We start from the raw sequence: 11,265 nt of genomic DNA on the forward strand, positions 1-11,265 counted from the left end.
TTGATGAGGTAACTTCCCATCGTGGCACTTTGATGCCGTTTGCCGCAACGCCCAAGGGGCACTCCGCGGATAGCTCGGGACGGGGAAGTCCCTTTCATTCACATCGGCGTGAATGCTGCCTCTGGCCTCGTGCACACGGTGGTGGGCAGCGCAGCCAACGTGAGCGACATCAGCGTCGCCGGCGCACTGCTGCATGGTGAAGAGCAGGCGGCCTTCGGCGACGCCGGCTACCAAGGCGTGCACAAGCGTGGCGAGGCCCAAGGGCCGACCTGGCACGTGGCGATGCGTCCGGGCAAGCGCAGGATGCTCAACCCCTTCATCGGGCCGGAGTTCGTGGCCGAGCGTATAGAGAAGATGAAGGCCAGCATCCGAGCCAAGGTCGAGAACCCGTTCCGTGTGATCAAGCAGCAGTTCGGCTTCACCAAGGTGCGCTATCGCGGGCTGGCGAAGAACACGGCGCAGATCGTCACGCTGTTCGCGCTGTCTAACCTGTGGATGGCCCGGCGGCGTTTGATCGGGATCGAGGGATGAGTGCGTCTGCAGGGCCGGAATCGGGCCCACAAGATCCGCTTGAAGGCTGCGCCGCGCGGCAAATCGACGCCTTGACAGCTCGATTGAGATGTTCGGATGCATCGACATCGCCATATTCATTCAACCGTCCGCGCTGCGCGTGTTCTGCAGACCATCCCTAGGGATGCACCACCTTCCTGTTGAGCATCGCGCTCGTGGTGCTGCTCTGGGGTGCTAGTCGGCGGACTTGAGACGGGCCCTCGGGTCCCGGCCTCACGCGGCCTGCTTCCACTCCCGGGGCGACACGCCGCTTTGCGCCTTGAAGGCGCGCGACAACGCGGCTTCGCTCCCGTAGCCGACCTCCTGCGCAATGAGCTTGAGCGGACGCCCCTGGCGCAAAGCCAGCTGCGCGAGGCCGACGCGCCAGCGCTGCAGGTAGACCCCCGGCGTGCATCCCACGGTGTGGCGGAACTGGGTGGCAAAGACGCTGCGCGACATGCCCGCCTCGGCTGAAAGGGCGTCGAGCGTCCATTCCAGCGCCGGCCGCTCGTGCATGGCCACCACGGCGTTGCGCAACCGCGGGTGCGACAACCCTGCGAGCAGGCCCGAGCGGGTTTGCCCCTGCTCCATCAGATGTCGAAGCACCTGGATGAGAACAACGTCGAACAGGCGATTCAGCAGCACCTGCTTGCCGCAGCGCTGCTCGAAGGCTTCTTCGAACAGCAGTTCCAGGACGCCCTCCGTGCCGTCGATCTCCTCCAGCGGCAGACAGACGAACGCCGGCAGTGCGGCCAGGATCGGGTTCGCGGCGCCGCCTTCGAATTGCAGGTGCGCGCAGGCAAAGTCGGCGCCGTGCCCAGCCTCGGTGATGAACCTGTGCGCCATCGGCCGCGGGTACAGCAGAAGGCTCGGCCGCCGGATGCGCAGCACCTCCGCGCCGCCGTGGCTGACGCCTACTTCACCGCGGCGCACCAGATGCAGCTGGCCGGTCGTGCCCTCCCCGTCCACGTCATTGATTCCGCACAGCGCCCCGGTTTGGAACACCCGAGCGGTGACGGAGAAGTGCGTCAGCAGGGCTTCCAGTCGATCGGCCATCAAATACTCCAAGTCAAGTTATCAGGACGTTTTATCACCAATCGTTTCATCACGCACGTAAAGTTCGTTCTGTCGATTCCGACCTGAAACCCCAACCCGCATCAAAGGAAAGAACATGAACGCCGTTACCCGCATCTTCGCCGTGGCCGCCCTGGCTGTCGCCGCCAACGCCGTGTTCGCGGCCGACAAGTTGGCCATTCGCCAGCCGGCGGCGGCGGTTGCAAAAACCGCCAGCTACATCACCACCAAGGACGGCGTGCAGCTCTACTACAAGGACTGGGGCCCGAGGAACGGTCCGGTCGTCACCTTCAGCCACGGCTGGCCGCTGAGCTCGGACAGCTGGGAATCCCAGATGATCTTCCTGGCTTCCAAGGGCTATCGCGTGATTGCGCATGACCGCCGCGGCCATGGCCGCTCCAGCCAGCCCTGGGAAGGCAACGACATGGACCACTATGCCGACGACCTGGCAACCGTGATCAACACGCTCGGCGTGAAGGACGTGACGCTGGTCGGCTTCTCCACCGGCGGCGGCGAGGTGGCGCGCTACATCGGCCGCTATGGCACCAGCCGCGTCAAGAAGGCTGCGCTGGTAAGCGCGGTTCCGCCGTTGATGCTGAAGACCGACAAGAACCCGGGCGGCCTCCCGATCGAGGTGTTCGACGGCATCCGCAAGGGCGAGCTGGAGAACCGCTCGCAGCTGTATCTCGACATTGCCTCGGGTCCATTCTTCGGCTTCAACCGGCCTGGCGCGAAGGTCTCGCAGGGCTCCATCCAGTCGTTCTGGGCACAGGGCATGCAGGGCGGCCACAAGAGCACCTACGACTCGATTGCGGCGTTCTCGGCCACCGACTTCACCGAAGACCTGAAGCGCTTCGACGTGCCAACCCTCGTCGTCCACGGCGACGACGACCAGATCGTGCCGATCGACGCATCCGGCCGGGCTTCCGCCAAGCTGATCAAGAACGCCAAGCTGATCGTCTATGCAGGCGCACCGCACGGACTCGCCGACACGCACAAGGACCGGCTCAACAACGACCTGCTGGCATTCATCAGGGAATAAGCGGGCTCCAGGGCGCGGCTTCCAAGGCACCACCGGCCTCCTGGCGCATGGCGACCATGCGCCAGGAGGCCGCAAGCGAAGATTAAGATGGTTAGCTGGCCGATCGAGATACCTTGACAGAGCGCGATATCAAAGTTGCCCAGGTTCTGCAAAAGTCCGCTGTCCATGAAGAAGGCGCGCGTGGCCTCCAAGCTCCTGAAGCGGCATCTCTCCTCGAACCGCGCAATACTCAGGCACGTCGGCGATGCTCGGAACCAACTTCGCGGAGATGATTACAGCCCCCCCTCGATGACCCGACCTGCAAAGGACGTGCATGTGCTGAGCACTATTTTGTTCGGGTCTTTCCCAGCCGAAGCTTTGTAGGGCGCCCCGCCACACGCGATCAATCCAGTGGATGCGCCGCACGCGATGACGCCGTAGGTCAGCAAACGCCGCACCGATTCGCTCGAGAAGGTAGGTTTCGAGCGGAACACGTTGACTGCCTTGGTCACTTTTGTCCTTTTCCTAAAGCCGCCGATGGCGGTGTTTCAAACATCGGTTCGGCACGGCGCGGCGCGTGCGGCCGTGACAGGGCTGCCGCCGTTCCTCTGATCAAGCCGAAGCCAGCGGTGGCCGAGGAGTCCCGGGTATGGGCCCTTGACACCGATGAGCTTCAAGTCGATGCGAAGGACCTACGACCCGTGGTGCTCGCTCTTCAGAGACTCGCAGCCGGCATGTATGCTCACCGTCCGATGGTCCTCGTCGCGGTAGGCGGCAGTCGGCCAACTGAGGACGTTCGAACCCTCCTTTCAATCCGTTCACCCAAGCCACAGAAATAGGTGCCCGTTGAAAGCCATCACCGTCGAAATCACACGGCTTGTCGATGACAGTGCCTATCCGCCCCTCGTGGAATGCCTCTTGGTCGACGCGCAAGGCCAGGCACACCGGTTCGTTGAAAAAGACGCCATCGTGAGTTCCACCCCGGTCACCGTCGATGGGCTCCCTCGGCCGGGCGTTCTGGCTTGCGAGGTCGAATTGGAGTGGGTTGACGCCGCGGGCCGGTCGTTGGTCCGTGCTTCGACGACGAAGCCTTGGGGAGTCGAGTCCACCGCCGGAAGCAGCAACTTTGTCGTGCTGGTCGAGCAGCTGCAAGAGGTCTGAGCGTCGGTCAGAATCCGGCCGCCAACTGCGGACAAGACAGCAATCCATGCAGCACGACCCCCTCAGGGCAATTGCCCCGACTTCGCCGCCGTGGTCAGGGCTGCCCTGCCATTGGCCAGCTCATCTCAGGGGCGCGGCGTGCGCGGCCGGTTTCTGGATGACGTGGCGCGCAGCCACAGGTGCCAGCACGTCACCCTCGACCTGGAGGACTTGGAGGTAGTGTTTCGCGGCGTGCAATCGCCTGCCCTGAGGGTGGGGACTGCAGCAGGCGAGCGTCGGGCGAAGCTGGCGGCGCAGCAGGCCTTCCGTGAGGCAGGCGGCCGTGCTGCTGCGCACGCGCTGATCGTTCTCGCATTTCCACCGTGAGACCGGCGATTTGCAGAGCCAAAGATCGCATTCGCGGCTGTTCGCGAACATATGGACCCAGACACTTTCATCCTTTGGGGAGCGTGCGAAGACGAGCGGCTCGCTCGCGGCACCATGCGGGTTAGTGTCCCCCTCGGCTGATGCCCGGGTCTAAAAAGGCCAGCAGGCCGTTCTGAAAGAGAAGCTCTATGGCATACCCCTACAAGAAGGTGTTCGAGGCAGTCGAGCGCGCGCTATTCGACATGCGCTCGCCCGACGTCGAAGCGAAGGTGCAGCGCGAGAAGCTCGATATGTTCAAGAACTACGCCACGCGCAAGCTCTCCGATGACGACTACTTCGCCATCATGGTGAAGGTGGTCTTCTACTCGGGTTTTCGTGCCGAGACGGTCAAGGCGAAAGAGGCGGTGATCTTCGGACACTTCCCCGACCTGGACACCGTTGCTGGGCACGGCAAGAAGGATGTGAAGCGCGTCCTGCTCGATACCGCGATGATCCGCAACGAGCGCAAGATCCAGGCGTGCGTCGACAACGCTCGGGTGATGCAGGCGCTGATTCAAGAGCATGGGTCCTTCCGCAGCTTTCTACTGTCATTCGGGCAGCTCAAGGCGCTCGAGGACGTGCTGCTGCTGAAGGAGACGCTCGAGGCGAAGTTCGGCTACCTGGGGGGAGTCACGGTGTACCACTTCATGACGGATGTCGGCCTCCCTGTGCTTAAGCCGGATCGCGTGATCACGCGCATGTTTCTGCGGCTGGGGCTGATTGAGGACAAGCGGCAGCTACTCAAGACGGTCCTGCATGGGCAGAAGTTCGCCGCCGCCACAGGGTTGCCTATCCGGTACATCGACATTGTGTTCGTCCTGTACGGACAGGCCAGTGCCACCGCCTACGGCATCACTCAGGGCGTGTGCCTTGACTCACCTCGCTGCTCGGCCTGCAGCTTGCGCAAAGTTCACTGCCGGTACCCACTCGACCAGGCTAGCGCGACGGCCCCTTGAAGCCAGGCCGGGATGCCTTGGGCTCCCAACGGCCACCCACCCGTCCTTGTTGCGTTTATTGTTTCGCCGCGCAACAAAGATCGAAACAAAGCGCCCGCAATCAGGGTGTCAGGCAACGAGGTTCGTCGCAAGATGCTCGAGGACGAGCGCAGCGGCCGCGGCCTTGGACCCTTGCTTCGACGCGTCCGTGGCGCGCAGCTCGATCGGGCCTTCGGCCAGCGCCAGGCAAGCGCGGCACTCGAACGAGCTCGGCGTCTTCGAGAGCTCGACGAACTCAAAGGTCGGCGCGGACAGGCGGGCCTTCTGCGCGTATTCCAAAAGGAGCTGGATCGTGCGGCCCCGATCGCTCGCCACCGGTGTCGGGCCGGCAGTGCTGCTCTGAGCGAGGGGTGCGGTCGCTGCTGTGCCATCGACCTGGTCGACCGCATCCCGGCGCGCCCCCAGCTGATCGAGTAGCGCCTGCGCGGCAAGGGCTTCGGCCTGGCGCTTCGTCGAGGCCTCGGCAGAGCGCGCATGCACGCGGCCGCCGGCGGCGGTCAATTCGACCTGGCACAGGAACGTCGGCGCGTTCGACGGGCCGGTGGACGTGCTTGTGAAGGTCGGCGTGCCCAGCTTGTTCTTCTGGCAGTGCTCGAGCAACGCACCCTTCGGGTTCGCGAGTTGGGAGGGCGGAGGGGCCGGCAAATCGCGAGCTGCGGAGCCTGGGGCCGGGGAGGGCGCTTGGTCCTCGGCGCCGCTGGCCACCGGGCGCGCTACTCCCATCAGATCGCAGAGGGTCAGAAGGGCTGCTGCCTGCTCGGCCGCTTTTTTTCCGCAAATCCTTGGCAACCGCGCGGTAGGTCGCCCCGCGCTCGGCGTCACGCATCGTCGCGGTCGCTCGAAAGGTGGGCCCCGTCCGGCCGGCGATCTCCTCGAACTGGACCTCGAAGTCGCTGATCGCGTTGATCGCGCCCGCGTGATTCAAGAAGGACACCGCGGTGGCGGGCTTTGCACCGACCATCGCAATGAAGCCCTCGGCGACGGCCGCAGGGAGGGCGGCGCGGCCTTCGATGAAGCGCACTGAGATCTTGTCGGCCAGCGCGCCGGCGGCCATGCGGCGAAGCAGCTCGTCGACCAACGCCGGCGCGAACGTGCCCGCAAGGCCCGCTTTCACCGCCTGGCCCAGTTCGTTGTCGGCAAGGGCGCGCAGCGCGTGCTGGGCACCGGTCTCCAGGGCGGCCTGCGCCTTGGCGAGCACTGGAGCCTTGAAGAAGTCGGACGTCTCCACGGCAACCGCCTCCGAGACCTCGAACAGCTCGTCGCCGATCGCCGTCATTTCGTCCTGGGAATAGGGCAGGGCGGTGCTCTGGATCATCGCGACGAGCTGGCGCTGGACGGCCAGGTCGGCGTAGCGGCGCAGCGGCGAGGTGATGTGCGCGTAGGCAGGAACGTTCAGCCCGTAGTGGCCCGTCAGGGTGCTCGTGTAGCGCGCCTTCTGCCTGATGAGGTTGAGCCGCTCCAGCGCGGCAGCAGTGGTGGCCTGGCCGCCGGCGATCCACGCCTCGAAGGATTCCGCCGCGGCGAGGCCTCGTGGCGCAGAGATCCGCGCGGTTCGTGGCATCTATATAGGAAGGGGATGTCGCTCCTGGCGGCGAGCTCGGCTACGGCGGAGTTGGCCGCGAGCATCATCTCCTGGACCAGCAGGTGCCCGACCATCTCGCCGGCGGCGAAGTGCTGGACCCTGCCTTCTTCGTCGGTCAGGAGCATCTGCTGCTGGTCGAAGAAGGCGAGGGCGCCGCGCGCACGACGCTGCCTCAGGAAGCCTCGAGCAATCGCGATCGCATCCACCATGGCCTGGTGATGCGGGTGGGATCGGTCGGAAGCGATGGACGGCACATCCTTGTATGAGAGGCGCTGCACCACGGTGATCTCGCCCAGGGAAGGTCGGGTGCCGACGTGCTGGCCGGCCTGGTCGAGCTCGAGGTCGAGGACGACGGCCGCTCGGGGAACACCGGCTGTCAGCGTCGCCTGGTCCTCGGAGATCGAGCGCGGAAGCATGGGCATGGTGGCCTGGCGCCCGCGGTAGATCGTCGCGCCCTGTTTGCGGGCCACGAGGTCCTCGGCGCTTCCGATCGGAACGTAGCCCGAAGGGTTTGCGATGGCCACGCGCACTGTCCAGCCGGAATCGCTCCTGGCGATCCCGATCGCGTCGTCCAGGTCGCGGGAATGCTCGGCGTCGATGGTGAAGAGAGCGATGTCGGTGTGCATAAAAGCATTGTGCGCAGAGGGGAGGGCGGGTCGTCAAGGATGAAGACGTCGCGTCGATCCGATCCGCGCCAGGCAAACAAAAAAAGTCGTCGTCGTGATCGTTTCGGGTATTGTTGCGCAACGAAACAAACACCGCAGCAATAGTGCAGCGCAAACTAAATGTTTGCGCCGTGCCAGTTCAGGCGAACTAAAGGCAACATGGCGATCCTTCCTCCACCACCCGGCTCGGCGAAGCCTGCCGCGGTGGCTCGCCCGCAACCAGCGGAGCAATCGGGCGGCGGCGGGACCGCTGCGCTCATCGAGCGTGCGCGCACGCTGCGCTTTCAGTTCGACCAGAAGGCTCGAGCCCAGTCGGTCGTGTTCCAGGCGGCCCGCGCTGCAGCCGATGCCGCCGCCGTCACCACGCCGGGCGCAGCGAGGCGCACGGTCAAATACGACGAGAACCAGCAGCAGCTGATCGACGCCAAGGACCACATCGTCATCGGCGAAGCCGTCGCCGGCTCGGGAAAGACGACCACCGCTGTGGGCTACGCGGCGGCGCGTCCGCACGAGAAGATGATCTACCTGTGCTTCGGCCGTGCGAACGCCGACGAAGCCCGGCAGCGATTCCCGTCGAACGTGGACGTGTTCAACGTGCACAGCCTCGCCTTCAACGCGATCGGGCACAAGTTCAAGGACCGCCTGGTCAAGTCCTGGCGCCCGCGCGACATTGCCGAGCAGCTTGGAGTGGCGAACCGCATTGCCGGCTGCATCGGGAAAACGCTCGCCTCGTTCTACTCCAGTGTGGACTCCGAGATCAACGAGTCGCACCTGGCGGTCGTGGCCGATTGGGGCCTGACGCCGCTGGAGGAGGAGCTCGTCCTCGGCCACGCCCGCAGGGCCTGGCAGAAGATCATCGCCCCCGGTTCGACGATGCCGGTGACGCACGACACGTACCTGAAGCTCTGGACGATGTCTGGGCCGCGCCTCAACTACGCTTGCATGATCCTGGACGAGGCGCAGGACACGAATCCGCTCACCGAGCAACTGGTCATGGCGCAACTCGATCACTGCCGCCTCCTGGCCATTGGTGACCGTCACCAGTCGATCTTCGGTTTCCGTGGCGCCACAAACGCCATGCAGAACCTTCGCGCGATCGAAGGCAGCCGCGTCGTAACGATGCCCCGTACCTGGCGCTTCGGACCGCGGACGGCGGATGTGGCCAACAAGATCTTGCAGAACCTGAAGGGCGAGTCGATCGAGATCCTGGGCATGGGCAAGGACACCGGTTGGGGCCGGCAATCGACGCTGCTCACACGCACGAACTCCGGTCTCTTCGAGGAAGCCGTCTCCCGTCAGGGCCGCGGCGTCCACTGGCTGGGTGGGGTGGAGAACTACAACCTGGACGTCATCGTCGACGCCTACAACATCTGGGCCCGTTCGCTCCATGCGGTCCGTGCGCCCTTCATGAAGCGGTTCCGCTCGTGGAGCGAGTTCGTGGACTACTCCGAGTCGTCGCGCGACGCCGAGACCCGCATGCTCATCAAGGTGGTCGAGCGCCACGAACACAAGATCCCGCAGCTCGTCGCCCAGGTCAAGAAGAACGAAGTGAAGGATCCGGCGGCCGCCGAGCTCACCCTGACCACGCTCCACAAGTCGAAGGGCATGGAGTGGGACTGCGTTCGAATCGGCAACGACTTCGAGTTCCTCTTCGAGGCCGAGAAGGAGATCTGCGAGACCGGCGAGCTGTCCAAGGCCACCGAGCAGGAGGTCAACCTTCTGTATGTCGGCATCACCCGCGCCCGCGGCATGTGCAAGCTGAACGACGAGACCGAGCAATGGCTCAAGGAACTGCCCCAGCTGCAGGCCGAGCGCATGCGCGCGATCGAACTCATGAACAGCGCCGGCACGGCGCGTCCCGCCCACTGAACCCTATGACCGACACCATCGACACGATCAAGGTCGACGGCGGCAAGTACACCGTCGAGCTGGGCCACAAGAATGGCCGTTTCTCCTTCACCGCGCTGCGCAATGGGCTGCCATGGCGGGACATGTCCTCCGACGGCGACAACCTGATGCTGGCGATGTTCCAGCAACTGCGCGATCAGCAAGACCGAATTGCTCAGCTTGAGCGCGCCGCCACCGAGCCGGTGCAGAGCACCATTCGACGCTGGGACGTTCTGGACGGCTCTTCCGAGGCGATCGAGGCCGAGCCCACCTACACCATGACCATGGATCCAGCGAAGGGCGTGGTCGAGATCCGCCCCGCCGGCGTGAGCAACGAGCAGCTCGAGGGACTGCCCCAGTTGCTGCTGGGCGTCGAGATCAATGGCGGTGCGCCGCGGGTCTACATCTACGACGACGTCCTCTCTGGCGAGGTCAAGCATCAATTCACGGCCTTGCCGGACGGCGAGCTGGCCGCCGACCTCGAAGAGACGCCCGACGCCCAGGTCATTGGCGAGCGCATCCGGCTGGCAGTGGCCCGATCGGCTTCCCAGCAATCCCCCGAGTCCGACCAGGCGCCCCGCGCCTGATCGCAGTTTTCCCATCAGCAACACGGCACCACAAGAGCCATTCACCCAGGAGCGACAGCATCATGACCACCACCACGTCCACTCTCAGATTCGGCTTCGCGCCGCGCGCTGCAGCCCCCGCCGCAGCACCCACCGCTGCGCCTGCCGCTGCTCCCGTCGCGTCGGCGCCAGTCGCCGCGCCCGTCGCCCAGTCGATCGCCACCAGCACCGCGCCTGTCCAGGAAGCCCCTGTCGCCACCCTGGCTGCCCAGGCCGTCGAAGGCGCAGCCGGTGAAGCAACCCAGGCTGCAGTCCCCACGGAAGACATCACGATCATGCTGTCGACCGGCGGCCGCCAGGGCCAGGTCTTTGGTGGTGTCTTCGGGCGCATGGAAGGCGACAAGTTCCGCACCGACCCGCTGCTCAAGGCCATCTACCTGCTCGAGCTAATCGACGGCGCCGTGCCGGGCGGCGTGCCGGGCGCTGGTCGCGACGACGAGCACGGCGAGATGCTGGAGCAAATGGGCGGCATGCCCGAGACGGTCACGGTCTCGGTGCCGACCGACCTGGCCGCCTCGTTCAAGGCGACGCTCGCCAATCTGAGCGGCGCCCGCTGGCAGCAGCTCTACGAACAGGCCGGCGCCAGCGTCAACTCGATGGTCAAGTTCGCGCTCAACAACGAAGCCCGTGTGGCTCGCGAAGCCGTCGCGCAGATCGCCCGCACCGGTGGCGAGGTGTTCACGGTGCAGGTTGCCGAGCCGAAGGAGCTGCGCTTCATGATGATCGCCGGCGACGACTACGACGAATACGACCGCGAGCTCTCGGGCGTGCCCCAGGCCGTTGCAGGGTCGCCTGTGGTGACCGCGGTGGCCGGTGAAGTGGCCGATGCAGCGGTGGGGATGGAAACGTTCGCGAGCGCCTGTGGCGGCCGCCAAGAAGGCGACACGCTGACCTATACCCACATCGAACACTTCACGGTCCTGGCCGACACCGCCGAGAACGCGGTGAAGGTGCAGGCACTGGTGCCGGAAGGCCTCATGACCCGCACTGCGATGAGCGCCGGCGATGTGATGGTGAACGGCCAGCCGTACGTCCTGTCCGGCCCGTTGCTCGAGGACGAGAGCGCAACGGCCGACGCCCCGCGCTGACCCGAAAGCGGGGTTGCTCGTCACGGTCTGCGCTTGAATCCTTTTGATTTAGGGGCCCGTGGCGAGTAATTACCGCGAATGTAAAAACCGCTCAAAACCTTGCGGAAAATACGCGCTTCAATAGACAATGGTGCGCAAGGACAGCCCTTCGGGGCCATCCAGAGGTAGAAATTCAAAAGGGGCTTCGGCATCGAGAGACAGTGGGGAGCCGG

The 11,265-nt window shown here is 64.9% G+C and carries 9 protein-coding genes and 2 pseudogenes; 7 read left to right on the forward strand and 4 right to left on the reverse strand.

Going from position 1 to position 11,265, the window contains the following annotated elements; all coding sequences use genetic code 11:
- Window positions 1-99: 99 nt before the first annotated feature.
- Window positions 100-531: pseudogene (locus tag QZH52_RS25125) on the forward strand (transposase); the annotation flags it as partial.
- Window positions 532-783: 252 nt separating this feature from the next.
- On the opposite strand, the gene QZH52_RS25130 reads toward QZH52_RS25125, so the two are convergent.
- Window positions 784-1,605 (reverse strand): AraC family transcriptional regulator, encoded by an 822-nt coding sequence (locus QZH52_RS25130; protein WP_301813332.1) that lies wholly within the window; start codon window positions 1,603-1,605, stop codon window positions 784-786.
- Window positions 1,606-1,720: 115 nt separating this feature from the next.
- Between QZH52_RS25130 and QZH52_RS25135 the strand changes: the two genes are divergently transcribed.
- The 3 genes from QZH52_RS25135 (at window position 1,721) to QZH52_RS25145 (ending at window position 5,166) form a co-directional block, all read left to right on the forward strand.
- The gene (locus QZH52_RS25135) at window positions 1,721-2,665 is read left to right on the forward strand and encodes an alpha/beta fold hydrolase (RefSeq protein ID WP_301813333.1); all 945 of its coding nucleotides are present in this window, start codon (window positions 1,721-1,723) and stop codon (window positions 2,663-2,665) included.
- A gap of 825 nt (window positions 2,666-3,490) precedes the next feature.
- Window positions 3,491-3,805, forward strand: a complete 315-nt coding sequence (locus tag QZH52_RS25140) for a hypothetical protein (RefSeq protein ID WP_301813336.1) — start codon at window positions 3,491-3,493, stop codon at window positions 3,803-3,805.
- Window positions 3,806-4,359: 554 nt separating this feature from the next.
- Entirely contained in the window at window positions 4,360-5,166 is an 807-nt protein-coding gene (locus tag QZH52_RS25145) for a DNA-3-methyladenine glycosylase I (RefSeq protein WP_301813338.1), read from the forward strand.
- Window positions 5,167-5,274: 108 nt separating this feature from the next.
- Here QZH52_RS25145 and QZH52_RS25150 read toward each other — a convergent pair whose 3' ends face one another.
- From QZH52_RS25150 to QZH52_RS25155, 3 genes and pseudogenes are all read right to left on the reverse strand, one after another.
- Window positions 5,275-5,805, reverse strand: coding sequence for a double-stranded RNA binding motif domain-containing protein (locus QZH52_RS25150; RefSeq protein ID WP_301813339.1), 531 nt, complete (start codon window positions 5,803-5,805; stop codon window positions 5,275-5,277).
- Window positions 5,806-6,571: 766 nt separating this feature from the next.
- A pseudogene (locus QZH52_RS38685) lies at window positions 6,572-6,649 on the reverse strand (hypothetical protein); the annotation flags it as partial.
- Complete coding sequence (locus QZH52_RS25155; RefSeq protein WP_301813340.1) at window positions 6,616-7,413, reverse strand: RNB domain-containing ribonuclease; 798 nt, start codon at window positions 7,411-7,413, stop codon at window positions 6,616-6,618. The pseudogene QZH52_RS38685 and the gene QZH52_RS25155, both read right to left, overlap by 34 nt.
- 198 nt (window positions 7,414-7,611) lie before the next feature.
- Between QZH52_RS25155 and QZH52_RS25160 the strand changes: the two genes are divergently transcribed.
- From QZH52_RS25160 to QZH52_RS25170, 3 genes are all read left to right on the forward strand, one after another.
- Window positions 7,612-9,321, forward strand: coding sequence for a UvrD-helicase domain-containing protein (locus QZH52_RS25160; RefSeq protein ID WP_301813341.1), 1,710 nt, complete (start codon window positions 7,612-7,614; stop codon window positions 9,319-9,321).
- A 5-nt stretch (window positions 9,322-9,326) separates the two neighbouring features.
- The gene (locus QZH52_RS25165) at window positions 9,327-9,926 is read left to right on the forward strand and encodes a hypothetical protein (RefSeq protein WP_301813343.1); all 600 of its coding nucleotides are present in this window, start codon (window positions 9,327-9,329) and stop codon (window positions 9,924-9,926) included.
- 62 nt (window positions 9,927-9,988) lie between these two features.
- The gene (locus QZH52_RS25170; RefSeq protein WP_301813344.1) at window positions 9,989-11,053 is read left to right on the forward strand and encodes a hypothetical protein; all 1,065 of its coding nucleotides are present in this window, start codon (window positions 9,989-9,991) and stop codon (window positions 11,051-11,053) included.
- The last annotated feature ends 212 nt before the right edge of the window (window positions 11,054-11,265 follow it).

Source organism: Variovorax ginsengisoli (assembly GCF_030486595.1).
Classification (GTDB): domain Bacteria; phylum Pseudomonadota; class Gammaproteobacteria; order Burkholderiales; family Burkholderiaceae_C; genus Variovorax; species Variovorax ginsengisoli_B.

What these genes read in the sequence shown, in the direction of transcription:
- QZH52_RS25130 (WP_301813332.1), bottom strand. Translation starts at nt 1,605, where the DNA reads ATGGCCGATCGACTGGAAGCCCTGCTGACGCACTTCTCCGTCACCGCT.
- QZH52_RS25135 (WP_301813333.1), top strand. Translation starts at nt 1,721, where the DNA reads ATGAACGCCGTTACCCGCATCTTCGCCGTGGCCGCCCTGGCTGTCGCC.
- QZH52_RS25145 (WP_301813338.1), top strand. Translation starts at nt 4,360, where the DNA reads ATGGCATACCCCTACAAGAAGGTGTTCGAGGCAGTCGAGCGCGCGCTA.
- QZH52_RS25155 (WP_301813340.1), bottom strand. Translation starts at nt 7,413, where the DNA reads ATGCACACCGACATCGCTCTCTTCACCATCGACGCCGAGCATTCCCGC.
- QZH52_RS25160 (WP_301813341.1), top strand. Translation starts at nt 7,612, where the DNA reads ATGGCGATCCTTCCTCCACCACCCGGCTCGGCGAAGCCTGCCGCGGTG.
- QZH52_RS25165 (WP_301813343.1), top strand. Translation starts at nt 9,327, where the DNA reads ATGACCGACACCATCGACACGATCAAGGTCGACGGCGGCAAGTACACC.
- QZH52_RS25170 (WP_301813344.1), top strand. Translation starts at nt 9,989, where the DNA reads ATGACCACCACCACGTCCACTCTCAGATTCGGCTTCGCGCCGCGCGCT.